Annotated in this window: 27 protein-coding genes; 15 read left to right on the top strand and 12 right to left on the bottom strand. The window is 42.0% G+C overall.

From position 1 onward, the window contains the following. Positions 1 to 3: 3 nt before the first annotated feature. From KXD93_RS13750 to KXD93_RS13715, 8 genes are all read left to right on the top strand, one after another. Positions 4 to 732 carry a cytochrome c oxidase subunit 3 gene (locus KXD93_RS13750; RefSeq protein WP_258137705.1) on the top strand — a complete coding sequence of 243 codons (729 nt, stop codon included), beginning with the start codon at positions 4 to 6 and terminating at the stop codon, positions 730 to 732. 21 nt (positions 733 to 753) lie between these two features. Continuing rightward, positions 754 to 1,116 (top strand): cytochrome C oxidase subunit IV family protein, encoded by a 363-nt coding sequence (locus KXD93_RS13745; protein ID WP_258137704.1) that lies wholly within the window; start codon positions 754 to 756, stop codon positions 1,114 to 1,116. Further along, positions 1,116 to 1,817, top strand: coding sequence for an SCO family protein (locus tag KXD93_RS13740; RefSeq protein ID WP_258137703.1), 702 nt, complete (start codon positions 1,116 to 1,118; stop codon positions 1,815 to 1,817). The genes KXD93_RS13745 and KXD93_RS13740 overlap by 1 nt, the downstream gene beginning before the upstream one ends. A 37-nt stretch (positions 1,818 to 1,854) precedes the next feature. After that, positions 1,855 to 2,427, top strand: coding sequence for a DUF420 domain-containing protein (locus tag KXD93_RS13735; protein WP_258137702.1), 573 nt, complete (start codon positions 1,855 to 1,857; stop codon positions 2,425 to 2,427). A gap of 158 nt (positions 2,428 to 2,585) precedes the next feature. Further along, the gene (locus tag KXD93_RS13730; RefSeq protein ID WP_258137701.1) at positions 2,586 to 2,864 is read left to right on the top strand and encodes a CAMCR motif-containing small membrane protein; all 279 of its coding nucleotides are present in this window, start codon (positions 2,586 to 2,588) and stop codon (positions 2,862 to 2,864) included. 75 nt (positions 2,865 to 2,939) lie between these two features. Then, entirely contained in the window at positions 2,940 to 3,362 is a 423-nt protein-coding gene (locus KXD93_RS13725) for a DUF983 domain-containing protein (RefSeq protein ID WP_258137700.1), read from the top strand. Further along, positions 3,340 to 4,002: a DUF2461 domain-containing protein gene (locus KXD93_RS13720; protein ID WP_258137698.1), complete on the top strand. Its 663-nt coding sequence runs from the start codon at positions 3,340 to 3,342 to the stop codon at positions 4,000 to 4,002. Before KXD93_RS13725 ends, KXD93_RS13720 begins: the two co-directional genes overlap by 23 nt. A gap of 17 nt (positions 4,003 to 4,019) precedes the next feature. Further along, positions 4,020 to 4,868 carry an OmpA/MotB family protein gene (locus tag KXD93_RS13715; protein ID WP_258137697.1) on the top strand — a complete coding sequence of 283 codons (849 nt, stop codon included), beginning with the start codon at positions 4,020 to 4,022 and terminating at the stop codon, positions 4,866 to 4,868. 125 nt (positions 4,869 to 4,993) lie between these two features. Here KXD93_RS13715 and rfbC read toward each other — a convergent pair whose 3' ends face one another. The 3 genes from rfbC to KXD93_RS13700 all read right to left on the bottom strand — a co-directional run bounded on the left by rfbC (position 4,994) and on the right by KXD93_RS13700 (position 7,778). Next, entirely contained in the window at positions 4,994 to 5,542 is a 549-nt protein-coding gene (gene rfbC, locus KXD93_RS13710; RefSeq protein ID WP_258137696.1) for a dTDP-4-dehydrorhamnose 3,5-epimerase, read from the bottom strand. A gap of 2 nt (positions 5,543 to 5,544) precedes the next feature. Then, positions 5,545 to 5,847, bottom strand: coding sequence for a DUF4286 family protein (locus tag KXD93_RS13705; RefSeq protein ID WP_258137695.1), 303 nt, complete (start codon positions 5,845 to 5,847; stop codon positions 5,545 to 5,547). Between the two features lie 119 nt (positions 5,848 to 5,966). After that, positions 5,967 to 7,778, bottom strand: a complete 1,812-nt coding sequence (locus tag KXD93_RS13700) for a tetratricopeptide repeat protein (protein ID WP_258137694.1) — start codon at positions 7,776 to 7,778, stop codon at positions 5,967 to 5,969. A gap of 244 nt (positions 7,779 to 8,022) precedes the next feature. On the opposite strand from KXD93_RS13700, the gene KXD93_RS13695 reads away from it, so the two are divergent. From KXD93_RS13695 to KXD93_RS13680, 4 genes are read left to right on the top strand one after another with little or no spacing between them, the layout of a single operon-like run. Next, positions 8,023 to 9,918, top strand: a complete 1,896-nt coding sequence (locus KXD93_RS13695) for an alpha/beta hydrolase family protein (protein ID WP_258137693.1) — start codon at positions 8,023 to 8,025, stop codon at positions 9,916 to 9,918. Between the two features lie 6 nt (positions 9,919 to 9,924). Then, a complete protein-coding gene (locus KXD93_RS13690) occupies positions 9,925 to 11,568 on the top strand; it encodes a sensor histidine kinase (protein WP_258137692.1) in 1,644 nt (547 codons plus the stop codon). 3 nt (positions 11,569 to 11,571) lie between these two features. Further along, the gene (locus KXD93_RS13685) at positions 11,572 to 12,264 is read left to right on the top strand and encodes a response regulator transcription factor (RefSeq protein ID WP_258137691.1); all 693 of its coding nucleotides are present in this window, start codon (positions 11,572 to 11,574) and stop codon (positions 12,262 to 12,264) included. A 19-nt stretch (positions 12,265 to 12,283) separates the two neighbouring features. Beyond that, positions 12,284 to 12,976 carry a hypothetical protein gene (locus KXD93_RS13680; RefSeq protein ID WP_258137690.1) on the top strand — a complete coding sequence of 231 codons (693 nt, stop codon included), beginning with the start codon at positions 12,284 to 12,286 and terminating at the stop codon, positions 12,974 to 12,976. 9 nt (positions 12,977 to 12,985) lie between these two features. Here the strand turns inward: KXD93_RS13680 and KXD93_RS13675 are convergent, their stop codons facing one another. The 6 genes from KXD93_RS13675 to KXD93_RS13650 form a co-directional block, all read right to left on the bottom strand. Beyond that, complete coding sequence (locus KXD93_RS13675; protein ID WP_258137689.1) at positions 12,986 to 13,603, bottom strand: class I SAM-dependent methyltransferase; 618 nt, start codon at positions 13,601 to 13,603, stop codon at positions 12,986 to 12,988. Positions 13,604 to 13,656: 53 nt separating this feature from the next. Continuing rightward, entirely contained in the window at positions 13,657 to 14,544 is an 888-nt protein-coding gene (locus tag KXD93_RS13670; RefSeq protein ID WP_258137688.1) for a UbiA family prenyltransferase, read from the bottom strand. Between the two features lie 21 nt (positions 14,545 to 14,565). After that, a complete protein-coding gene (locus KXD93_RS13665) occupies positions 14,566 to 15,870 on the bottom strand; it encodes a metallophosphoesterase (RefSeq protein WP_258137687.1) in 1,305 nt (434 codons plus the stop codon). A gap of 25 nt (positions 15,871 to 15,895) precedes the next feature. Then, a complete protein-coding gene (locus KXD93_RS13660; RefSeq protein WP_258137686.1) occupies positions 15,896 to 17,398 on the bottom strand; it encodes a sigma 54-interacting transcriptional regulator in 1,503 nt (500 codons plus the stop codon). A 115-nt stretch (positions 17,399 to 17,513) separates the two neighbouring features. After that, entirely contained in the window at positions 17,514 to 18,611 is a 1,098-nt protein-coding gene (locus KXD93_RS13655) for a vWA domain-containing protein (RefSeq protein WP_258137685.1), read from the bottom strand. A 254-nt stretch (positions 18,612 to 18,865) separates the two neighbouring features. Next, a complete protein-coding gene (locus tag KXD93_RS13650; protein WP_258137684.1) occupies positions 18,866 to 19,732 on the bottom strand; it encodes a carbohydrate kinase family protein in 867 nt (288 codons plus the stop codon). Between the two features lie 180 nt (positions 19,733 to 19,912). Between KXD93_RS13650 and KXD93_RS13645 the strand changes: the two genes are divergently transcribed. From KXD93_RS13645 to KXD93_RS13635, 3 genes are all read left to right on the top strand, one after another. Further along, on the top strand, positions 19,913 to 20,710 hold the full coding sequence (locus tag KXD93_RS13645) for an AraC family transcriptional regulator (protein ID WP_258137683.1): 798 nt from the start codon (positions 19,913 to 19,915) through the stop codon (positions 20,708 to 20,710). A gap of 69 nt (positions 20,711 to 20,779) precedes the next feature. Next, positions 20,780 to 22,234, top strand: a complete 1,455-nt coding sequence (locus tag KXD93_RS13640) for an alpha/beta fold hydrolase (protein WP_258137682.1) — start codon at positions 20,780 to 20,782, stop codon at positions 22,232 to 22,234. Between the two features lie 60 nt (positions 22,235 to 22,294). Beyond that, entirely contained in the window at positions 22,295 to 23,473 is a 1,179-nt protein-coding gene (locus tag KXD93_RS13635; protein ID WP_258137681.1) for an alpha/beta hydrolase-fold protein, read from the top strand. Positions 23,474 to 23,572: 99 nt separating this feature from the next. Here the strand turns inward: KXD93_RS13635 and KXD93_RS13630 are convergent, their stop codons facing one another. From KXD93_RS13630 to KXD93_RS13620, 3 genes are all read right to left on the bottom strand, one after another. Then, positions 23,573 to 24,454, bottom strand: coding sequence for a cupin-like domain-containing protein (locus KXD93_RS13630; RefSeq protein ID WP_258137680.1), 882 nt, complete (start codon positions 24,452 to 24,454; stop codon positions 23,573 to 23,575). A gap of 117 nt (positions 24,455 to 24,571) precedes the next feature. Next, a complete protein-coding gene (locus tag KXD93_RS13625) occupies positions 24,572 to 25,453 on the bottom strand; it encodes a cupin-like domain-containing protein (protein ID WP_258137679.1) in 882 nt (293 codons plus the stop codon). A 206-nt stretch (positions 25,454 to 25,659) separates the two neighbouring features. After that, positions 25,660 to 26,208 carry a fasciclin domain-containing protein gene (locus KXD93_RS13620; protein WP_258137678.1) on the bottom strand — a complete coding sequence of 183 codons (549 nt, stop codon included), beginning with the start codon at positions 26,206 to 26,208 and terminating at the stop codon, positions 25,660 to 25,662. Positions 26,209 to 26,273 lie beyond the last annotated feature (65 nt).

Raw genomic sequence — 26,273 nt, 5'->3', positions numbered from 1 at the left:
CAAATGAGTACAGTAGTAACACAACAAGTTGATGAGGTAAAATCAACACCATGGTCGGGAGGCAGATCGCCTTTTAACGTAGAGTATGGTAAAATGATGATGTGGTTTTTCCTCCTTTCGGATGCCTTTACATTTTCATCATTACTGATCTCTTACGGAGCTTTACGTTTTAGCGCGCCAACATGGCCAACTCCGTCACTAGTATTCCAGTCAGTTCCGGGTACCTCTATTGAGCATGGCGCTCCGCTTGTTTTCGTGGGCCTGATGACTTTGATCCTGATATTAAGTTCAGTTACAATGGTACTGGCTGTTGAAGCAGGGCACCGTAATGCGAGAAAGGAAGTTGTTGGCTGGATGATAGCTACCGTAATTGGCGGTTTAATGTTCTTAGGCTGCCAGGCGCTGGAGTGGAATCACTTGCATAGCGAAGGTTTCTGGTGGTCTGCGATTCCCAATGCAGAAACTTTAAAGGAATTCTTTAAAGAAGGTGTTCCACTTGGGCAACAGCAAATGTCGTCGCACCAGTTTGCAAACTTGTTCTTTACCATTACCGGTTTCCATGGTTTCCACGTATTCTCAGGTGTTGTTATCAATATCATTATTACAATCAATGTGTTATTGGGAACGTATGAAAAACGTGGCAGCTATTTAATGGTTGAGAAAGTTGGCCTTTACTGGCACTTTGTAGATTTGGTGTGGGTGTTTGTATTTACTTTCTTCTATTTAGTTTGATAATTTAAAACGATATTATATATGTCATCAGAAACCGCAACTATACATCATGCAGAAGCCGTACATGGCGATCATGAGGGAATGACTAAAAAAAGAATACTTAAGGTTTTTTACATCCTGTTGGGTATAACTGCTATCGAGTTTTTTGTAGCACTTGTTATAGCTCCAAAACATCCGGGAGCGTTATGGATAAATCCTATTTATATTGTGTTAACGCTGGTAAAAGCATTTTACATAATAGGCTACTTTATGCACTTGAAATTTGAAAAAACGGGACTGATCCTTGCTATCGTAATCCCGGTGCTTTTCATTATCGGTTTAATACTGGTACTTACAAATGAGAGCCATTATTGGATTGACCTTCGGAGTCAGCTTGGGCTCTAATGAAGAAAGCAGGCATACTTAAAAAAATCTCGATCCTGGTACTTGTATTATTAGTACCGGGATTTTTATATTATTTACTAAACGTTGGCGGCAAAAACAGGTATAAACCGCTTGCTGTTTTCGGCCCAAAAGCAATCGCTAAAACCACCCACAAGGTTAAAGGGAAAGATGTTCCGGATACCATATACCATACCCTGCCCGATTTTAAATTAACAGACCAGGACGGCAACCCGGTATCGCTTAAATATTTTGATAACAAAATAGTGGTGGTGAACTTTTTTTACACCGGCTGCCCTACGGTCTGCAAGGTGATGAACGAAAATATCAGTACCGTAGCGGCTGACTATATAAGAAACAAAATGGTGTACTTTGTTTCCATAACAGTTAACCCGAAGCAGGACGATGCTGGTACATTAAAACGGTACGCAGCCCAATTAATGCCGACTGGTAACAAGAGGGTTTTTTTAACGGGTGATACTGCTACAACATACAATCTAGCCCGCAATGGCTTTTTGGTGAACGCCTTTCAAAGCGGACCGAACGATTTTATATACAGCGATAAGATCGTATTGATAGACCGGGAAAAACGGATAAGAGGCTACTATAGTGGTGCACAAACTGACGAAGTTGGTCGCCTTAACGATGAAATAAAAGTGTTGATATCTGAGGAGTTGAGGAAAAATGATCCTGGGCTGTATTGATTGAGCTATATTAAGTAGAACGCATATTGTAACAACAATGACTGATAAATTTATATTCCGTTTCGTGGCCGGGGTTTCTGTATTTGTGTTCCTGGTGGTATTTATTTTGAGTTTGAAGATTATTCCGAGGCCGGCGGTGATCCCGTCATTCACTTTTATGCTGCCGAAGTTAAATGCCATAATAAATGGCACCTGCAGTGTTTTATTGCTGATATCCTTATACTTTATTACCCATGGCAATGTCACCTGGCACAAACGCATCAATATCGCAGCGTTTTGTCTTTCATCAATTTTTTTGGTGTCGTATATATTATACCACTACTTATCCCTCGAAGCTCACTATGGGGATCTTGATGGCGATGGTAAGTTATCCGCCGCCGAAATTGCCGCTGCCGGAAGTTTAAGATATGTTTATTACGTAATACTAATAACGCACATTATCCTGGCTGCCGGCGTCTTGCCGCTTATCCTGCTCAGCTTTTACCATGGTTTAAAGATGCAGGTGGAAAAGCACAAAAAGCTGGTCAGGTGGGCGTTCCCGATCTGGCTGTATGTAACTGTTACCGGCGTTATTGTTTACCTGATGATCTCGCCATATTATTTTTATTGAGGAGTAAACTCGGGTGTTTCAAAAGGGCCTAATGTGCCGCAGATACCTCCGGTTCGCAGTAAAATATAAATAATAACGAGTGATAACGTAGGTGTGCAATTTCAATAGGGAGGAAACCAACAATTGCTTGCTAACTTATTATTAATTAAATTTGCCCTATGAAAACAAGCGTAAAAACTACATTATTCCTGGTTGTATTTGGCTTGATGGTAATAAGCGCCATATCTGCTAATGCACAATGCGCACAATGCGCCGCTACGGTTGCAAGTAATTCAGCAAATGGAGGTTCAGCTGCAAACGGACTTAATAATGGGATCCTGTTTTTACTTGGCGCGCCTTACCTTGCAGTTACTGTTGCTGGCATCATTTGGTACAAAAAATACCGCCGTAAAAATGTTGACCTGAACATACGCGACGAGAAATTGAATTTGAACTAGGAAGTTCATGGTTGATGGTTCATGGAACCAGATTACATATTTCCGTCTTTGGCCATGAACCATTATCTATGAACCATGAACAATAACAATTCCCCCCAAACACCAAAATCGTGGGCAATGCTGCATACCAAGTGCCCGCGTTGCAGGCGCGGAGCTATGTTCAGTGGTGGTTTGTACAATTTTGGGTCAAACAAAATTTATGATCATTGTCCGCACTGTAACCTGCACTTTGAAATTGAGCCGGGATATTTTTACGCAGCCATGTATGTGAGCTATGCATTAAATGTTTTTGAAGGATTTATTTTGGTTGCCGCAACTTATGCTATTACACACAATGCCGATTCTCCATGGCTTTATACAGCGGCAATATTGATAGGCCTTTTGTTGCTTTCCCCAATAAATTTCAGGTATTCGCGTGTTCTACTTTTATATTGGCTGTCACCAAAAATAAATTATCAGCCCCATTTAGATATCGATGATACAACGCCATACCTTTGATTTTTTAAAAGAACTGGTTGAAAATAATAACCGCGAATGGTTCCAGGCAAATAAGGAGCGTTACGATGCTGCCCGTGAAAATGTAATTGACTTTGCCGCAAAGCTTATCAGGCTGATGCAGAAAATAGATCCCAATATCGATACGGAGCTCGACCCCAAAAAATGTGTAATGCGCATTTACCGCGATATCCGCTTCAGCAAAAATAAAACACCCTATAAAAATAATTTTGGCGTTAGTATTCCCACTAAAGGGCATAAGCTTGGCGGCGCGGAATATTACCTACAAATCTCTCCCGAGAAATCATTCATTGCGGGTGGATATTGGATGCCGGAAGCTGCTCATTTAAAAGCCATTCGCCAGGAAATTGACTATAATTCCCATGATCTGAAGAAAATAATTGACGATCCGGAATTTATTAAGTTATTTGGCGAATTCAGGAAACAGGAGCAATTAAAGAGCGTACCGAGAGACTATGATGCCGGTAACGAAAATATCGAATTACTAAAACTCAAAAGCTTTGTTGCGTTCCATTACCTGGAGAATAATGAACTGTCGAAAAATAATGCTGATGAAATTATTGCTGACGTTTGCAGGAAAATTTACCCGTTGAATGTTTTTTTAAATAATGCTATTGCTTAATCTACGTTAATACTACTATGAAAATCAGATTCATTTTATTTGCAGCCACTGTTTGTCTCGCAGTAAGTTCATGCGTGGTGATGTCGCCTAAAAAATATAAAGCCTTAGTAGCCGAACGCGATTCACTTTCAATGCGCAGCAATGCCATGCAGGATACTGTAGCCATGCTACGCGCCGACACCATGCGCCTCCATCGCGAACTAAGAGAGCTACAGGGAAATTACGAGGGATTAAAAGGTACCTACGGTTCGCTTAATGATAAGTATACTGCACTTAACAGTAATTTTAACGCAAGCTCATCAAGAGTAAACGAGCTGTCGTCTGACCTTAAAAAACGTGAGGCCCGCTTAAAGGAAGTGGAGGATGCCCTGCACAAACGTGATGAAGCTACCAACGCGTTAAAAGATAAATTGCAAAAAGCCCTGCTTGGATTCCAGCAAAATGGTTTATCGGTTGATATAAAGAACGGGAAGGTTTATGTATCACTTACCGATAAGTTGCTGTTCCCATCAGGAAGTATAGTGATTGATGCACGAGGTAAACAAGCGCTTGAGCAACTGGCGATAGTACTTAATAAAGAGACCGACATTAACATTGCTGTTGAGGGACATACAGACGATAAAAAGGTTATTAACCTTGGACAGATAAAGGATAACTGGGATTTGAGTGTATTACGCTCCACATCAGTTTGCCGATATTTAACCGAGGTTGAAAAGATCGATCCAAAAAGGCTTACCGCTACAGGCAAAAGCCAATACCAGCCAATCGATCCTGGAAATACGGCAGATGCCCGCACCCATAACAGGAGAATAGAGATCATCCTTAGCCCTAAGCTGGATGAGCTCTACAACCTGATAAAGCAATAACGCAAGTAAGGGATTTAAGGACTATTATGATTTTCATAGCAATCCTTAAATCCCTTAACTATAGTTGAAGCAGATAAACTAAAAAGCGCGCTTCTTTAAATCCTATAAATCTTAAAAATCTTAGTCTAGAAGGGGCTGTTAAAAGCTTCAAACGCTGGAAGAATTTCGTCCTTTGCAGAAATGATCGCTTCGCCGGGAGCCAGGCCCCAATCAATATTCAACATCGGATCGTTCCACAACACGCCGATTTCGGAGGTTTTGTCGTAGTAGTTATTTACTTTATACGTAAAAACGGTATTGTCTTCTAAAACAGCAAAGCCGTGTAAAAAGCCCGCTGGAATCCAAAACATTGTTTTGTTATCTCCGCTTAACTCTATTGAGAAATATTTGCCGTAAGTAGGTGAGTTCTTCCGGATATCAACAGCAACATCCAACACACGACCATTGATAACGCGTACCAGCTTACCCTGTGCAAACGGATCAGCCTGGCCATGTAAACCTCTCACTGCGCCTTTGTGCGAAAAAGACTGGTTGTCCTGCACAAAATCGACAGTAATACCAGCCTCAATAAATTTTGCTTCGTTATAGCTTTCGTAAAAATAGCCCCTATCGTCTGTGAAGATACGTGGTTCAATTATCAGCAGGCCTTTAATATCAGTTTCAGTAACCTTCATATTTAATCAACGGTTTTCATTAATGTATTGAATATTACAAACTGATTTTCAAATTCCTGGTTGTGGATTGCCTGCAACTGGTGCAGGTGCTTGTTGTAAAAATGGTTGAAGTTTTCGATATTCTCGGCATAATATTGCACGCAATAAGTTACTCCCTCATTAGGAGAATCGATAACGTTCAACACCTGGTACGATTTAAAATAGCCGGTTGCCATCACCGCCGGAATATGCACTTCCTTTACCCAGCTTAGCCATTTTTCGTGGATACTCTCGTCCACAATTACTGTATCGTTAAATATGATCATCGGGAGCAAAGGTATTAATTTTAGTTGATTGAGTTGATTAGGTTATATTGAGTTGATTAAGTTTTGGATAGAGCAGTGTCTAACCCAATCAACTTATTCAACCTAATCAACCACTCACTTTAAGACGCCCCCTCATTCTTATCACCCCGTAATAACCTGAAACGTTTTCGGGCTTCGTTTATATACAGGCTGCCTGAATAATCTGTAATGATTTTCTGGTAGTAGATTTTTGCTTTCTCCTTGTCGTTTAGCTGGTTTTCATAGATATCGCCCAGCATAAAAACGGCGTCATCTGCCCAAAGGTCGAAGCTGTGTTCTTCGGCGATTTTTTTAAGCAACGGTACCGCATCTGCGTAGTTTTTTTGCTGGATGAACAGGCGTGCCTTGGCCATTAAGATATCGTCGGTAAGGGAATTGCCGGGGTATTTTACGTCGATGCTGTCAAGGGTGATTAGCGCCTTTTCAGGTTGTTCGGCAAATATCAGGAGATCTGCGCGTGCATAAATTTTTAATGCCGCGCCGCTGGTATCCGCGCTGATATTATCTGAGATCAGTAACGAAAGATTTAACGCATCGTTGGCTATCAGTTGCGATGTGGCAGCCTTCAGCACATCAAGCTGCCCTTTTGCCCAGGTAAAATCGCCTGTATAGTAGGCCAGCTTGGCGTTGCGGTATTTTGCATCCTGGCCAACTGTAGTGTTTGGATAATCCTTTTCAACCTGGCTATACAATAATGTAGCATCCCAGGGCTGGTTATTTAAAAGCATAACATCGCCAAGGTCCAGCTTGCAGCTTGCCAATAAATTGGATCGGATCCCCGCAATTTTTACGGTTTCGTCCAGCAGTTGTTGAGCATCTGTAATTTTATGCAGTTTAAAGGCCTCCAGGTTGGCCAGTTTTTGCATAGCGAACGCTGTGTTGGCATTTTTACCAAATTCGGTTAGCAGGTCGTTATAGTCCTTTTCAAGGCTCAGTAGGTCTTCCTTAACGTATTTGCCTGATGTTACCCGCAAGTTTTTTGTGTTGATCAGTTCAATTTTCGCAGGGATGTAGTATTGCTGATCCTTCCCCTTGCTAACAAGAAATTCATAACCCCGGATGGCGGCATCATAAGCCTCGTTGGAGACCAATGTACGGCACAAGTCGAAAATATTTGTACCGTCATCATTTTGACGCCTGCTTAATGCCAGCGCCTGGTTTAATGCCATATCGAATTGCTTTTGTTGCAAAAATTGCCAGGTAAGCAATTCAGGATATATGGTTTGTTGCGGGTCCTTCTGAATCCTTTTCAACAGGGCGATCTTTAATAGGTCATAATCCGTGGGTCCCTCAAATAGGGTCGACATGGTGTTTTCAGCCTGGGTAATAAATGGCGGATTGGACGGCAAAAAGTTCAGGTACTCTTCAACCAGCGAAGCCTTATCTCTTTTGTAGCGATAGAGATTGATCAATTCATACGAAAACAATTGGTCGTTTTGCAGCAACTTACGCCCCTGAAGGAAGATTTTTATAGCATAATCGACATTTGCATTCTGGTAAAATAATGATGCAAGCATGGAAATTTTCCCTTGGTCAACCGGCAGGTTTTTTATCAGGTCGTTATATATAGCGTCAGCCTTTTCAATGGAGCCCTGCTGGGTATATGCTGTCCCGAGCATAATATTATACTGGCGGTCCTCCGGATGCTTGCGGATCATTTTTTTAGCGATACTTATGGCATCATCAAACTTTTTTGACCCGAGCAAGCTGGTCATGTAAACATTAAAAAACTCCTCGTTATTCTGTTTGTAAAGCTTTTGATATATATCAAGCGCCTTTTGCTCCTCGCCGTTAGCTGCATATTGTTTGGCCAGCAGTAAGTCATTGTCCTGCGCGAATAGCTTCAGACCAGTTGTACAGATCAACACAACACATAAGAGGAACTTCTTCATTATTTCAAAAATAAGGTATTTAAATGATGTGCGGATGGAAGAAATGATGTGCGGATACGAGGATGTGCAAATGTGCGAATAAAAAAGCCAGCGATGGCTTTACCTCTACCGCTAGCATTCGCACATCCTCGTATCCGCACATTAGCACACCAAATTTAACTACTGGTAAAATTGTAGTGACAGTTTGAATAGCTAAAGTTTATTGTATAATTTAACCTGATTAAAAATACCCGGGAGTAAACCAATGTTGAGGCATTTTAAAATATTACTATTTATTGGTATAGTTGCTGCTTTAGCCGCCTGTGAGCATAAGGCAGCGCCTATTCCTATAATCGACTTTTTTAAAACCCCGGAAAAACTGGCGTATAGAATTTCGCCGGATGGTAAATATATTTCCTACCTGAAACCATATAGGGATAAGCAGAACCTATTTATTCAGTCATTAGCAGATGGCAAGGAACAAATGGCCACTTCGTTTATCGATTATTCGGTGAGGGGCGATTATTTCTGGACATATAATAACCAGTTGGTTTTTTTCCAGGATATAATTGCTGATGACGAGATCAGGATGTTTGCCCTTAACATTTCCGATTTGAGGGTACACGAGGTTATATCACAAAAAAAGGTGCGGATAGCCGTCGTGAGTCGCAATAGACAGGAACCGGATATTGTAAACATCAGGATGAACAAGCGTGACTCCGCTAACTTCGATATCTACCGGCTGAATATAAAAACGGGCGATTTAAACACCTACCTGGTTAACCCTGGTAATATAACGCAATGGTATCCGGATGCAGACGGTAAGATCCGGTTGGTTAAGGCATCTGACGGCGTTGATGAGGCCATACTTTACCGTCCGAATGATAAGGAGCCATTTAAGCGGATCATAGCCAACAATTTTAAAACCTCTGTTAAGCCTATAGCATTCACAGGTGAAGAGAGCTATTTTTTTGCCCTGTCAAACATTAACCGCGACAAATCGGCGCTTGTTGAAATTAATGCTGTTGACGGTACGGAGCGCAGGGAGATATTTTCATTAAGCGATGCTGACATCCAGGATTATGGCTATTCAAAAAATAAGCGGAAAATTGAATTTGTGGCGTGGGATGCAGCAAAGCCCCGGAGGCATTTTCTTGACCAGGAAGCAAAGAATATTTATGACAAATTAGCTGAACAACTAAAAGGTAATCAAATAGATATTACCGACAGGGACAGCGCCGAGAATAAGTTTATCATCACCACTTACACTGATCGTAACCCTGGATCGTATTATTTGTACGAAAAAAGCTCAGGGAAATTAACCAAGCTGGGAGATATCAACTCAACGCTTAAACCGGATGAGTTGTGCACCATGGATTCGATATCGTACGAGGCAAGCGATGGAATGACCATCAACGGTTATCTTACCTTGCCGCTTGGATCAAAAAAGACCAATCTGCCGGTTGTGGTAATGCCGCATGATGGCCCTTTTAGCCATATCGGTTGGGGATATAATCCGGAAGTTCAATTCCTGGCTAATCGTGGGTATGCTGTTTTCCAGATTAATTACCGGGGGTCAACCGGGTTTGGAAAAGCTTTTCATAGCGCCGGATTTAAGGAAGTTGGCGGAAAAATACAACAGGATATTACAGACGGTGTTAACTGGCTCATCAGCAAAAAAATAGCCAACCCTAAAAAAATAGCCATTTTTGGCGGAGGCTTTGGCGGTTTTTCTGCTTTATATGGTTTGTCTTTTCACCCCGGATTATATAACTGTGCCATCATACAGCATGGTCTCATCAATTTCTTCACTTATTTTAAGGATGCGCCGCCATTTTTTAAACCTCTTGTGCAAATGTTATATGAGCGTGTTGGTAATCCTGAAACTGATGCCAGCCAGTTCAGGGCCATCTCACCGGTATTTAATACAAGCAAGATTAAGGCACCGCTACTTATTTTTCAGGGTGCCCGTGATGATAGGGCAAACATAAGCGAACTAAATCAGTTTGTACGGGAACTGAAAAAGCAGAATGGCAACGATAAGGTAAAATACTTTTTGAAGCCAATGGAACGTACGGTGTTTAAAAGCCAGTCAAACAGGATGGAGATGTATGCAGAAATTGAAAAGTTTTTGGATGAAAATATGCGGGTTAAGCCCTAACCGCTTATGAAAAAGCATCTTAACATTTATCGGAAAAACTTTTCGCTCATCATTGTCTTCCTGGTGCTTATTTCGGTGATTTTCATAGTCGCTCTTTTTGTGTCCTATAATCTTAACGCCAAGTACGTGGAAAATGAGTTTGCCTCAAAAAAGATCGATGTACTTGAGCAAACCATAAAACCCTATAACGACCTGTTTCAATATAAAATTCCTGAAATTACATCATACCAGGGATTTCTTGATTCGGCATCTGCTGCTAAATACGCCGATTCTGTGTTTCATAATTATAGTTTTGTAAGGCGAATGGTCTTCTATGACGCACAGATAGGTAACCTGAAGAACAATACGACTGGTAAAAATAGTTTTGGGATAACCATCAGATCCATGTACCACTATTGGCCGAAAAACGGGAATGTTCAAGGCCTTAGGGTTTGGAACACTATTGATGAGCCTGATTTTAAAGAAATGGCTGACAAACTTGTCAGTTACATTACATTTTCAGATACTTCACGCAGCTCAACACAGGATGAAATATTCAGATCGTTTTATGATGTTCAACCCGGAAAGATAAGTTACTCCAATATTCTTCGGCGCGAGGATGTGAAAATATTCAGGGAGTTGAGGCGACATCCTAACTCGTCATCATATTATAAGCAAAATATGATGACTTTTTTTCTTGATCCGAATATGCTCAAGGTGAAAAATACGCACAAGGAGCTATACCAGGATATTACCATACAGCCTGTTGTATATGACCCGCTCGATAACCAAAATGGAAACCTGGTTACCGAAGTGGCGCTGTCGGGAGCCTTCTCCGACTTTAAACTATATTTCAGTTCGGCGCCAGATTTTCTTAATACCGAAATCAACCGCCGGTTTATGCCGATAGGAGCGCTGGTATTGTTAGTTTACTGTTTTTTGGTGCTTATAGGCTGGCTTATTTATCGTAACTTAAGTGTTAATATCAAACTATTTAAGCTTCAATACGATTTTATAAATAATTTTACGCACGAGTTTAAAACGCCTGTTAGCGTTATAAAGATTGCCGGATCGAATTTGAGCGGAGATAGTGAGTTAACCGAACGCCAGCGTAAGCAATATGGACGGATTTTGAATGAGGAGGCCGATAAGCTGAATGAATTGATGAATAAGCTACTATCGTTTACGCAACTTGAAAATAAATCGATTAATATAAAAGAGGAGGAAATAAATGTCGAGAACTTTGTAAAAGGCTATATTGAAACATTCAGGATTAAATATCCCGACTTTAATATCAATTACAAAGTGCATGGTGTTGACCAGTTTTATACTGACCCGGTTTTATTGGGAAGTGTTTTTCAAAACCTAATAGAGAACGCCTACAAATATTCGCATCCCCAGAAAAAGGAGCTTACTATAAATGTAACGAGTGTTAAGCGAAACATTGTCTTCTCGTTCCGGGATAAAGGAATAGGGATTAATAATGATGAACTGACCAATGTGTTTAAGAAATTTTACAGGATAGAGAACCAGTACAACCAAAACGGAAGTGTGGGCCTGGGTTTGGCTTTTTGTAAAGAACTGGTTAATTTTATGAGCGGAGAAATAATTGTTAACAGCAAGGTAAATGAAGGGTCGGAGTTTATAGTTACCTTACCCTATGAAAATTAAGATATGAATAAAGAAATAAAAATTGCGCTGGTTGAAGATGACGAAAACCTGCGTTTCCTGATAGCCGAACGGCTGCAAAGCGAAGGTTATAAAGTTTTGGAAGCCGCCAATGGCGACGACGCCGAAAAAATAATTCTACAGGAATTGCCTGACATTGTTCTGCTGGATTGGATGCTGCCTGGTAAACAAGGCTCTGAAGTTTGTGCCAACGTTAGAGAAAAGGGTTTTGATAACCTGGTGATTATGATGACCGCCAAGGCGCAGGATGTCGATAAAATAGCAGCCTACAACTTCGGTGTTTCTGATTATATCATCAAACCATTTAATATGGATGTTTTGGTAGCTATGATTGACAACAAGATCAAGTTTTCACTGAATAGCGAGAAGGCGGAATCATACAAGTTTGCCAATATGGAGCATTTGCCCAATACGCATTTGCTGGTGAAGGAAGGCCGGAAAATTGAACTTACCATATTGGAAAACCGCATCCTGCTTTATTTTCTTAAGAATAAGAATAAGGTAATTAACCGCGAGGAACTGATGATGGAAGTTTGGGGCTACAACGCCGATGTAAACACCCGTACCCTTGATATGCATATTGTGCGCTTGCGCAAAAAGATAGAATCAAATCCTGATTCTCCGCAGTATTTGCAAACAGTGAGGGGGATAGGATACAAGTTTGTTTATAACGGATAGCGATATTTTCGAGCGATTGATGGCTTTTAAATCCTATTTAAAGAAGACGGTAGTTTGCGCATTTTTGCTGTTTACCAATGGTATTGTATATGGGCAAACTACAGTTAACATTGCCGGTACAATATATACCATCCCCAAATTTGGTGTCGATACACTTAGTTTAAAGGAGCGATACATTAAGGAAGATTCATTACTTACTAAGTATAAGTTTACAAAGGCATTGGCTCAATCCAAAGATGATTTTGAGGCAAGATGTTTTGTAAAAACGGCTGATATTGGGAATCGTTTTATAATGATCATTCTGAAGGGGAATAAGCATAAATTGTTGGCCGAATTGTATGACTGTCGCTATGTCGCCATGTTATCCGATGGCACACCGGGAATTAAATTGGGCACCTATGAATCCATATGGATCAAAGAAGAACACAATCATATAAATCTTAGAACTGATACTAGCTTCATCAGGCTGATTCAATTGGGGTTGTTTGATTTCCCTGATAAAAAATCTTTTAAAGGCGGTAAAGACTTGCCCACAATGGAGGAACCTTCTCAAAGCGACTATGTAGTGGAAATCAAATTAAATGGCAAATACCACAGCTTTAGGTATTATCCTGACCTGCTGAAAGACGATCCGGGAAATAAAAAACTGATTGATGGCAGGGCAATTATCAATGCTTTTTTTGATCTGGCAAATTGCCGGCGATTGATGTAGCAGAAAACTTTAAGCTGATTTATAGACGGATGATTTTATAAAATCTCCATAAAAAGTATGCTCTTCAATTATCTTGTATCCGTGAAACTCAAACTGCTTTTCAACATCAGGCAACGATGACGACTCTATGCCGCATAAAGTTCTAAAAAACAAAAACATCGATCTCAATAAAATATTTTGCCACCATTTTCCCGTGAGTTGAAAGTCGGTGATGAGCCAAATCCCGTTAGTTTTAAGCGACTTATGGATATGGATGAAAACCTTACCGGTAGTTTCTTCGGTGAAATTATCAAACAAAAAAGGAGTTATTACCACAGCGAAATCGCGGGTTTCTACATTTTCAATGGCGTCATTTATGAAAACCACTTCGTTACCGCCAATGTTCCGTTTTTTCGACAAGGCCATCATATCCGCAGCAACTTCAACATAGGCGATTCGCAGGCCTGAGGGATGTATCCTGGTAAGTTCGTCCAGTATCCAACCTGTTCCGCCCCCAACAATAAGCACACTGGCATTTGCTGGAACAAACTGTAACAGGTAAACCTGTGCATTGATCGGCGCGCGCCCATAAACCAGTCGTGATAGCCGGTCATAAAACCACGCAGAATTGTTATAGTTGGCAGCCATTGAGTTTAAAAGATATTAGAACTGATGACATGAATTGCCATTATTGGTTTGGATCAAAAGAATGTCCAGATCCAATTAAAAAGTATTACTACCAGGTACTGCAGGATCAGCACGCCATCCATATAAAAAAAATAGTAGTATTCGTTCTTTTCCCATTTCGATTTAAAAATGAGCCAGCCGGTTAATATTACAGAGAGTGTAAGCGCTAAAAAGTTATGATCAATGCTGCCGCGTGTAAAAAGAAGCAGTAAAATAACATATCCGCCCAGCAATATTTGGCAAAACAGGTATGCGTTTTTCTCTCCTAAAACGGTTGGTACCGTTTTTAATCCTGATTTACGATCGTCAAACAAGTCGCGGATATCAAATGGGATGGTGAGCGCAGCGATAAATAAAAAGCGTTTGGCAATAAGAATGGTTGTATCGTGCAGCGAGATGGTTGTTAAATGGAAGTGAAGTGATTCCTGGATAGGCAGCAACACAACACTCATTGTCCACACCAATGTTATCAGGAATTGTTTTAACCACGGAATATGTCTTAACCCGAATTTTTGCTCGCCTATGGTGAATATTGGAATGCTATAAAAAAAGGAGATCACCCCCAGGAAAATCAGCAGAATCCTTGACTCCATCGACAGCAGTACAAATAGCGGCACTAATGATAGTAAGGAGACAATAGTAAGTGTTACCATTAACCTGTAATGCGAAAAGAACCAGCGAACCCGTAAATACGGCGATTTTAGCGGATCGCCTGTTTTGGTGGCGAGGATGCTGAAGTTATAAATGCCCAGGGTTGAAGTAAAAAGTAAGCCTAATACAGGGAAGACGGGTTTTGATCCTATTAAATAAAAGGTAAGCAGCGCCTGTGCTACCGCACATAACGACATGAAGATATTACTGAAGAGCAGAAAATCAAAAACAGGCTGAAATGCTTTTTTCATTTTCAAAGGTTGATGGCCGTTCTATGCAATTTTATATTTTGGATCTGTTCCGGCTTTTAATTCAAATATCGTAATCTCCGGCAATATTCCAACACGTCCGGCTAATCCTAAAAAGCCATAACCTACGTTTACGTATAATTGCTGATGACCTTGCTGGTAATGACCAGCCCATTCATTGTAAATATACTGGACGGGGCTCCATTGAAAATTTTCTGTTCTTACGCCCATTTGCATGCCATGCGTATGGCCCGAAAACATGGCATCGATTTGCGGATATTCCGGTAACACCTGCGCCCGCCAGTGTGATGGATCGTGCGACAACAGTAATTTTACAGGCAGGTCGTCGGTGTTTTTAACGGCGAGATCCATACGTCCGTATTTTGGGAAGCGACTCAGTTCGCCCCAGTTTTCGATCCCTAGTATGCCTATTTCTTCACCGTCAACCTTTAATCGCCTATTTTCATTCATCAGCAAGTCGTACCCCATAGTTTTGTGGGCGCCTACTATTTCGTTAAAGTTTTTACGTTTGGATGCAGCATCCGGCCACCACGAATAATCGCCGTAATCATGATTGCCAAGGCAGGAATAAACCCCAAGCGGCGCCTTTATCTTGCTGAAAATATCAAGGTAATCCTTTACTTCTCCGCTTAATATGTTCACCAGGTCGCCGGTAAAAAATATGAAATCGGCTTTTTCACGCATCAGCATTTCAACGCCGCCGGTTACCGCCTTTTTATCGTAAAAACTACCAGAGTGGATATCGGAGATTTGGCCCAGTTTAATGCCATCAAATGCCTTTGGCAAATTAGGAAGGTAAAGTTTTTTGCGGATGACATGATAGTCGTAAAGGCCGCTTTTCATGTTCAGCTTTATAGCTGCCAGGGGAATTGCACCTGCCAATAAACCTGCCTTCATCAAAAATTCCGAACGGGGAATGGATGGGACAGGCGTATTACTTATAGTCTTGTTGTCAGTGGGTGTATTCGATACCGGCCTACCAGTCTTTTTGAAACGACTTTTAGCGGCTATAATTAGCCTGCGTACATCGTCAATAAGCAGGAACGGAACAAAGCAAATTTTAAATATGAATACCAGGAAGAAAAGCACCACAAATGCCAGCCTTACCATCATTCCTATTTTTACAAAAATTACTATTATTAAACCCGTTATCAGGAAAATCGAAGAAATCCAATAAAAATTCCGAAACCATTTTTTCTGGAGAAACAGCTTTTTCTTTGACGCACCAAGCAACCCGCTAAAAACATACAGGTCGAGGAGTAGCAAAACAGGAACTATTAATATGATGTGGAGGGCTTGTCCCTTCATTTATACAGGATAAAAATTTATAGGATTAATAACGGTCATCATCAAGATCCAGATCGTCATCATCCGGCTGCAAATTAAACAAACTGTTGAACATATCCGAAAATGCGAAGCCATTATCCAAAAAGCCCTTGCTTAATTGAGAGAATTCTGACAGCCCGTGCAACACAAATTCCATTAGCAGTAAATCCTGGTTTTCAGTTAAACGCGGATGGAATTTTTTCACCAATGTTTTTAAACCGGTAACTGAGTTTAATGCCTTTTTATAGTCTTGCTGCGGCAACTCGTCTACTAAGGATAAATTATTGCCTTCGCTAAACCAATTGATGATTTCGGCATAAGGGTTGGGCGCTTTTGCCTTCTTAGCCTTTTCGGGATCGGGGAAAAACTGTAGCATCAGCGTTTTGATGGCTTTACCAATCAGGATGTTTGCCACCTTGCCCGGGCCTTCCAGCTCGCCTTCATAAACCAGCTCGATTTTACCGGTAATGGCGGGGATCACCCCAAGGAAATCGGAAATGCGAACGAATGTGTTTTTCTCATTATTGATCAGCATTCTGCGTTCAGCATTGCTGATCAGGTTTTCATAGGCTGATATGGTTAAACGGGCAGATACCCCCGATTTTTTATCGATATATTCTGAATTACGAGCCTCGAATGCAATTTGTTCAACCAGGTCCTTCACTAAGTCATCTGCCTCAACATTTGCGCGCTGGTCGGAAGAAATAGAAGCTTCCTGCTGGGTAATCTGACGTGAAATTTCAACAGACCGAGGGTAGTGGGTGAGGATCTGGCTTTCTATCCGGTCCTTTAACGGCGTCACTATAGAGCCACGGTTGGTGTAATCTTCAGGGTTTGCGGTAAACACAAACTGGATATCTAACGGCAAACGCAATTTGAACCCACGGATCTGGATATCTCTTTCCTGTAAAATATTGAAAAGCGATACCTGGATGCGTGCCTGCAGATCGGGGAGCTCATTGATAACGAAAATGCCACGATGTGCACGAGGGATCAAACCGAAGTGGATCACGCGTTCGTCAGAATAAGTAAGCTTCATGGTAGCCGCCTTAATCGGGTCAACGTCGCCAATCAGGTCGGCAACAGTAACATCGGGGGTAGCCAGTTTTTCGGTATAGCGTTCAGAACGATGGATCCAGCCGATAGGCGTGTCATCACCCTTGGCCAATACCTCATGATGACCGAACCACGATATAGGTGCAAGAGGATCGTCATATAATTCAGATCCCTCGATATACGGCATCCACTCGTCCAGTAAATTTACCAGCAAACGGGCAATACGGGTTTTTGCCTGGCCACGTAAGCCAAGCAACAAAATATTGTGACGGGATAATATTGCAGTTTGCAGATCAGGAATTACCGTATCCTCAAAGCCGATAATGCCCTCAAAGCCACCGCCGCCCTTTTGCAGTTGCTTAATCAGGTTTTCGCGTAGCTCATCCTTAACCGATCGGCTTTTATAATCGGTTTTCTTTAACTGTCCGAGGGTTGTTATTTCTTGTTTGTTCATTAGTTCAATGGTTCATTAGTTCATTGGTACTTGTCGGATAGTTAAATCGTGGACGCCCAGTGAATTGTTTTATAGGGTTGGAATCCGCACATCCGCATACTTGCACATCCGCACATTACCTCACCGTCTTTCTTCTATTCTTTATATAATCTTCAAAAATGTATTCGCCTAAACCGTTCAGCGAGCTGTAAAATGCTTTGCCGCCATTGGTTTCGGTAAACTTGCGGACAAACTGCTGCAGGTAGGGGTCCTTAGCGATCATAAACGTGGTGATCGGGATCTTTAGCCGCTTACATTGAGCAGCCATGTTCAGGGTTTTGTTAACCACCTTCCTGTCAAGTCCGATACTGTTCTTGTAATATTTTGTGCCTTCCTTTAAACAGGTAGGCTTGCCATCGGTGATCATAAAGATCTGCTTATTGGAGGTTTTGCGCCTGCGCAACAGGTCGGTAGCCAGCTCAAGCCCGGCATAAGTATTGGTATGGTAAGGCCCAACCTGTAAGTAGGGCAGGTCCTTTAATGTGATTGGCCAGGCGTCATTACCGAATACAACAATATCCAGCGTGTCCTTCGGATATTTGGTACGGATCAGCTCAGCCAGCGCCATAGCAACTTTTTTTGCAGGGGTGATCCTGTCTTCGCCGTAAAGGATCATAGAGTGCGAAATGTCGATCATCAGCACCGTAGAGGTAAGGGTTTTGTAGTCCATTTCCTCCACTTCCAGGTCGCGTTCGGTCATCATGAAATCGCCGATACCGTGATTAACCTGGGCGTTGTGGATAGACTGCGTCATGTTGATCTGGTCGAGGCTGTCGCCAAACTCAAACTCCCGGCGCTCCGCATTTTTTTCATCACCCTGGCCGGAATTCGGCGAACGGTGATTTCCCTTGCCTGATTTTTTCAGCTTGCCAAAGATCTCCTCCAATGCCGACTGACGAATACTTTGCTCGGTTTTCGCTGTGATGCGGAACTCGCCATTTTGTTCATCATCGCTCAGGTAGCCTTTTTGTTTGAGCTCGTCGATGAAATCGCCCATCCCATACTCATCGTTGGTAAGGTTATATTGCTTGTCGAGCTCGTTCATCCAGGCTAAAGCTTCGCCTGCATCGCCCGATGTATAGTTAAGCAACTCCAAAAATAGCTTCAGTAATTCCTCAAATCCGCCTTGTGGGATCTGATTGGGTTTAAACTTCGAAAATTCAAATCCGCGCATAGGGTACCCTTTCTGATATAAAATAACGGATTATTTTCTGCAAAAGTTTTCAAAAGCTAGTTTTAAATGGAATTGTTAGGATTGAATGACAATAGGGGGGGGGAGTGGGGTTTTGAATGAACAGCGGTACCATCTGTCAATTGTAGCCGTAGGGGCGTATCGCATACGCCCTAAATAATAGATATACGAATACATGGAATCTTACGCGCATACGGGGCGTATGCTATACGCCCCTACGATTTATTCTGCTTTTTTTAAAATTTCGCCACCAAACTCTCATCGTAAACCGGGTTAGCCCCACGCTTACCGGCTACAAATGATCCTACCAAACATGCCCGCTCAATCAGTTGCTGCATCGGCTCCTTTTTCAATAATCCCGAAACAAACGCAGCCAAAAACGCGTCACCCGCACCAACGGTATCTACTACTGATACCGGGCAGCCGGGGTGTTCATAAAATTCGTAATCGTGCCAGGCCATTGCGCCGTGTTCGCCGCGGGTTACGCAAATGGTTTTAGGGTGATATTTTTTCTGGAACTCGATGATGTTCTCTTTTAAATTGTCAGTATTCCCGCCGATAAGCAAAGCTGCTTCATCTTCATTCATTTTGATTACATCGGCACCGGCTACTAGTGTTTCAATGGTTGATAGTGTATAATGCGGCGGACGGAGGTTTACATCAAATACCTTTAACGCGGTCGTTTCCTGCAACAGGTTGAGCAATGTATCCTTGGTAGCTTCCTCACGACAGGCCAGGCTACCGTAAACTATGGCAGCAGCTTGCGACGCTGCTTTGGTAAGTGCAGGTTCGGTTTGAATGTTATCCCATGATACAGGTTCCGGGATGATGTAGGTTGCTACACCGGCGTCATCAAGGCTGACCGTTACCTCGCAGGTTGGCAGCTTTTCATCCGTTTGGATCAGCTCGCTGTATAAGCCGTTTCCTTTTAGGAAATCAACCAGGCCATCGCCTGATGCATCCTTGCCGACCCTGCTGGCAAACAAAACATTCATGTGCTGTTGCACCAAATGGCGTGCAACATTCATCGGTGCGCCACCGGCGGTTTTTTCTTCGCCAAAGGCGTCCCAAAGTATTTCGCCGAAGCAGAGGATATGTTTCATAGTGTGGTAAAGATAACCGCTGATTTTGAATGATGATTATGATTGCGCTGATTTTTTTACAGGATTTTAGGATTTAAGTGATTTGCGGATTTTGGCGGTAAGCAGATTGAGGGGTAGATTTTTGCAATTGGATTTTGAAATCTGTGTAACGAATCATTTCCATACTCGTCTTATAGTTAAATGGTCGAGATCTTCAATAACATTCGCGAGGTGCACAGGTTTATGAAGCCCTGTGAGGAACTGGCGGATCATATTGAATTTTTTTCGGAGTCTGCGCCGCCGGGCTCGCTTATTGGCGCTCCTGAAAGTGTAAAAATGTTCCCGAGCTGGACGCCTACATTCTGGATAAACCTGGGCACATCTTACCAACTAGCCGTAGGCGATAGAAATTATTTAATTAAAAGCACCGATGATATTCTTGTTTTACGGGATACCAGTGTTGAAAAACTAAAACGACCCACTGACCATATTTTTACGGTTAAATTTCATCCCGGTGGTCTGGAAGCTGTTTTAGGCATCAGTCAGGTAAGCCTTATCGGGCAGGTAATTAATCTGAATGCGATATTACCGCCCGCATTTCTTCAAAAAATCAAGCAGCTCCTATGTTTTGAAGAGCGGTTGACGCTGATGCAGGATTTTCTTTTAAGTCGGTTTAAAAACAGGAGTAAAGATCATTACCTGCAATTTGTGAATGATTGCATTGATGGGTACGATGAAGCAGGGATGCAATTAAATACTTCTGAAATGGCGGAAAGGATGTTCGTTACTTCCAAAACCATCAACCGGTATTTTAACAAGGTGGTGGGGACATCGCCTAAAAACTACTTCACCATTATGCGTGCCCGTACTGCCCTGACCGCTTACGTTGCTCAAAAGGGAAACTTTATTCCCTATGATTTTGGTTATTATGACATGAGCCATTTTTATAAGGATGTGGTGAAATTTACCGGGCAAAAGCTTATTCAAAATTTGACCTGACGATTGTCCGTTTTTTACTAAAAATCTATCTTCCAATGCTTTTACTTTGATGAAAATAGAAACATCATCATGATAAAGCATATCATCTACTTATCCGTACTTATAATTTCACTGCAAAGTATCGCCATCGCGCAGCAAAAGGAAACCTATACCCCAAAAATTGAACCTTGTGAATGCCAGTTTAAAGCTGACAGTTTAAAAAGCCATTGCGCTTATTTGATAGTTCCGGAAAACAGGAGTAAACCCAATGGCAAAACTATAAAGCTGCCTTTTATTTATGTGGAGAGCAACAATCCCAATAAGCTAAAAGACCCGGTGCTATATACCGCCGGTGGGCCGGGTGCGAGTTCGTTGCGCGGGGTTAACTTTATTCACTACCGCCAGTTTATGAAAAACAGGGATTACATTGCCTTTGAGCAGCGTGGGACCACCTACGCACAACCCTGCCTGTCGTGCGATGGCATCAGCGAGGCTATAAAAAATGCCTATCGGAAAAACCTGCCACTGGATAGTACGATCATTCAGGAAGCCAAAAATTGCCGGAAAAAGCTAATTGCTGACGGTAATGATCTGTCGGCCTATAACACTACTGAAAATGCCGCTGATATTGAAGACCTGCGCCGCGCCCTGCATATCGATTCGATAAACCTGATCGGGATTTCCTATAGTGGCGGTTTGATGATGACCGTAATGCGGAACTATCCAAAACATATCCGCTCCGCTATTCTCGACTCAGCATTGCCCGGTTTTATAAATTATGAGGAAGATGCCATGTTCAGCATTAACGATTCATTCAATAAGATCTTCAGTAATTGTGAACGCGATTCAACCAGTAATCCTCTATATGATAATTTGAAACAGCGCTTTCGGCAATATTTTACATCCATTGGCAATAAGGAATTTACTCTGAAATACTTAGAAAAAGGCAAAACCGATAGCATCAATATCATATACAGGCGCAGCGAATTGATAGACCTGCTGATGAACAAGCTTACCAGCAATGCCGAACTGAAAAATGTGCCTTATGTAATAACTCAAATTATCGCAGGTAAGCAGAATGTATACATGAAAAGTTATTTCGACGATATTTTTAATGCAGGCGCCGACAACACTTTAGGCATGCGTTATTCCATGTATTGCTCCGAGCAGATCCACTATGCCAATCAGCAGCTTATCGACAAACAGAACGACATCTTTCCGTACCTTGCAGGGTACAGGTTTAATAATGTTGATCATCCTCTTTGCAATTGCTGGAATGTAAAGCCCGTTGAACCTGTTGCCAAAACGCCGGTTTATTCAAATATTCCTACACTGCTCGCAACCGGGGACACTGATCCGTATTGCCCGGGTTTTTATAATGATGTGATTCATCGGTATATGCCCAACAGTCAGCGGGTGTTGTTTACTGATAAAACCCATGGTCCCGCATTAAATTCGAGAGAGGGAGATTATTTGATAGCTGATTTTCTTAACCATCCTTATCAAAACGTGAAGGTCGATGGGAAGAAGATAAAAACATGGTAAGGTGAGGCAATTAGTGAATTGGCGAATTAGTGACTTAGTGATTGGAATTAGTGTTTAATTATGAGAATATTTATTACGATAATCTTTTCTGTTATTTGCCTTTCCGCGTTTGCTCAAAGGCGGGATAACAGGATTGTGATTGGAACCGTTGATACGGTTTATTCAAAGATCCTGAATGAAAGGCGAACCTTGCTGATTCATGTTCCGCCGGGCAATAAGGATGAACGTTACCCTGTTTTGTACCTGCTGGACGGCGAATCACACTTTTATTCGGCAGCAGGTATTGTACAACAAATGGCAGGGGTTATTCCTGATATGATAATAGTAGGGATTGCTACCGAGGGCACCCGCGATCGTGATTATACGCCGACTCAAGTATCTGATTCAAAAGGATCAGGAAGAGGCGTTGATTTTACAAAATTCATTGAAAAGGAAGTGTTTCCCTATGTAGACGCACATTACCCAACTGCGCCATATCGTGTTCTCAGCGGTCATTCACTAGGTGGGCTATTAGTGGTGAATACCCTAATTAATTACCCCGCTATGTTCAACGCTTACATAATAATCGATCCGGCTTTATGGTGGGATAATAAAAAATTGCTAAAACAGGCACAGCAACAATTACCGGCCATCGATCTTAAAAAAAAATCGGTGTTTGTAGCAATCGCTAACAATATGCCGCCTGGGATTGATACCATCACCGTAATGAAGGATACGCTTAATCATAATACAAACATAACCCGCACAGTTTTGCCATTTGTTAAGGCTTTAAAAGAGGCTAAACCCAAAGGCCTGCGCTGGAATTATAAGTTCTATCCAAATGAGCGCCATGGCACGATAGAACTAAACGCCGAGTATGACGCATTACGTTACCTGTTTGATTATTACCAGTTCAGGGATAGCCAGTTCGACGGGCATCCTGAGTTAAATGTCGACTCGGTACTTTCCGCTCATTTTAAGATGCTTTCTGATCGCTTAGGTTATAATGTTGTTCCGCCGGAATCATTGGTGAATAGCCTGGCTTATCATTGCTGGGAGATAAAAAAGCCGAAGGAAGCATTTTTACTTTTTAAAAGGAACATCGACAATCACCCACAAAGCGCAAACGCGTTTGACAGCCTGGGCGATTTTTATGCCGGCGCAGGCGAGAAGCAGAAGGCTATAGATGCTTACACGAAGTCGTTAACCTTGCAGGAAACCACGGATACAAGGAAAAAGTTAGAGGAATTGAAAAAGTAGAGACGCCATGCTTCGCGTCTTTGAGCGACCTGCATAAATCGCTTTATTTAAAAATTTGATTATCCCGCAGGAGACGCGACGCATCGCGTCTCTACAAATTTAATAAGGTTTCCCCGCAGCCAGTTCTCTGTTGGCCCATTTAACTGCCAGCTTTTCCCGGTATTGGGCATAATTTGCTTTAAATGCCATTTTTAAAACGCTGTCTAATCCACCCTTTACGGCAACGTTGTATAAGCTGGCTGCCTTGCGGGTAAGGGAAGCATCCCAGGCACGCAGGCTTAGGGAGTAACCACCGGTAAGGTATTTCATCCAGTGCCAGTAGCCGGTAGGCATAAACAGGGTATCGCCGTGTTCTAAAAATACTTCGATGCCTTCAACACCATCAAGGGCCGGGAACTTTTTAACATCCGGGTTTAGTATATCATAATCCTCCAGGGCATAAGTGGCGTTGGGAATACAGTATAAGCGGCGTTTCCACTTATTCTCAAACAAGATCACATGTTTTTTGCCGTGAAAGTGCGTGTGAAATAAATGCGGAAGATCAATATCATAATGTAAAAACGTAACAGAGTTTGATCCGCCGAAGAACATGGATGGCATGCTTTCTAAAAAGCCGCCCATTAGGTCCTTTGGAAAAACGATATCGTTCAGCAGTTCAGGTGCTTGTTTAAATATGTTAAAAAAGAAGATCCTCAACTCGGTAGGCTGAGACATGATCAGGTCGATATATTTATCGAACGGCATTTCGGCCGCTGATGAATTGATCGGTTTTGAAGGATCGGCTTTTGAGTTATCATAAAGCGGCACAACTTTGCTGCCAACCACGCCTTGTAAAAATTCTGGAGTCCATTTGTCGCGCGCGGGCCAGTCTTTTGTAAGGCCCTTAATAACTAAGGGACGGCGCGGCTTTAAATAATTAGCTGTAAAATCTTCAGGGGTAATGGTTTCTACAGTATCAATAGGGCGGAGGATAAAGCTCATATTTCGTGTTGGTTCCCCTTTAATATAAGCTGAAACGCAAACTTATCTAACGGAAAAGTTAACAAAATAACGAAATAAATTGACGAAGTGTATTAACAAATTGTTAAAATTACAAAACTACACAGGCTCATTCTCTATCAACGCTTTATTTGCGCGCTTAATAGCCAGCTCTTCCTTCCAGTCCATGTATTTTGCTTTGAAATTTTTCTTCATCAAATCGTCGAACTTGCGTTGGATAGTGAGGTTATAAAGGCTTTTTGCCTTGATTGCCCATGATTTATCCCAGGCGCGCAGGGAAATAGAGAACGAACCATCTAAATACTTCATCCAGTGCCAGTAACCGGTAGGCATAAACAAGGTGTCGCCATGTTCAAGAAAAGCTTCCTGTCCTTCAACGCCATCCAATGCCGGGAATTGTTTGAAGTCAGGATTTTCTATATCGTAATCTTCCAGTGCATAAGTCGCAAAGGGAATGCAGTATAGTCGTTCGCTCCATTTCTGGTCGAATAAAATAACGTGTTTGCGGCCATTAAAGTGGGTGTGAAAAATATGAGCAAGATCAATATCGTAATGCAAAAACGTTACTGATCCCGCACCGCCAAAAAACATGTTGGGGTATTTATCTAAAAATCCGCCCATCAGATCGCTTGGAGAGCGGTAATCTTGCAGCAATTTAGGCGCATGTTTGATCGGGTCGAACAAAAAGATGCGGAGGTCAGTTGGCTCCTTTTGAATCAGGTCGATATAGTCGCCAAATTTCATTTCGGCAGCCGATGCGTTGATGGGTTTTGAAGGATCTGCTTTTGAACTGTCATATAGCGGAACAAATTGATCGCCAACTGCCTCCTTTAAATAATCAAACGTCCATTTTTGCAGGGCGGGCCAGCTTTCCGTTGCCTTTCGAATGATCAGCGGCTTGCGTGGATTTAAATAATTATTAATAAAATTCTCCTTACTGATGCTGTCAACGCGATCGATCGGGGTTAAAATCAAACTCATCTTCACAATTATTTAACACGCAAAAGTAAACAAACCCGAAAAACGCGTAAATAGTGAAGTTTGTTTTTGATAATTTTCTGACAGTTGGCGGAGTCGATAGTCCATGGTCGATAGTCAATAGCCAATAGCCGGGGAATATGTAGCATATACCAAAAAAAGCCGCCCAAATTGGACGGCCTTTGCATAGATAGTTAAATATTTTGACCTTAATTAGGCATCAAAACTGCATTTACTACATGGATCACTCCGTTGCTTTGAAACACATCAGGAATAGTGATCCATGATTTTCCACCTTTTTCGTCAACAAGGTAAAGCTTCTTACCTTCGGCCATAACGGTTAATGTTCCGCCTTCAACAGTTTTTAATTCTGCTTTTCCGTTGCCTGCTTTTACCTGCATCCACAGGTCTTTAGCACTTAAGCGACCGGCAACCACGTGGTAAGTTAAAATTTTAGTTAGCGTAGCCTTGTTTTCTGGCTTTACCAGGTTGTCGACTGTTCCTGCCGGTAAAGCGTTAAATGCTTCGTCAGTTGGTGCGAATACGGTGAACGGGCCTGTTCCTTCTAAAGTTTCAACCAAACCGGCAGCCTTAACGGCAGCAACGAGTGTTTTATGATCCTTTGAGTTTACTGCATTTTCAATAATGTTTTTTGTTGGATACATGGCGGCGCCGCCAACCATTTTAGTTTGAGCATTTACTTTTGGCGCTATGGCAATAGCTGCTATTGCAAGGGCCGCGATAATTAATTTTTTCATGAGTGTTTGTTTATAATTTTATTGGAGATACGGCAGGTTGTTAGCGGCGGTTTTTAAATACCGGG

It is taken from the genome of Mucilaginibacter phenanthrenivorans (assembly GCF_024721155.1).
In the GTDB taxonomy this organism is placed as follows: domain Bacteria; phylum Bacteroidota; class Bacteroidia; order Sphingobacteriales; family Sphingobacteriaceae; genus Mucilaginibacter; species Mucilaginibacter phenanthrenivorans.
The sequence above is the reverse complement of the archived record's forward strand: the minus strand, read 5'-3'. Positions and strand labels throughout refer to the sequence as shown.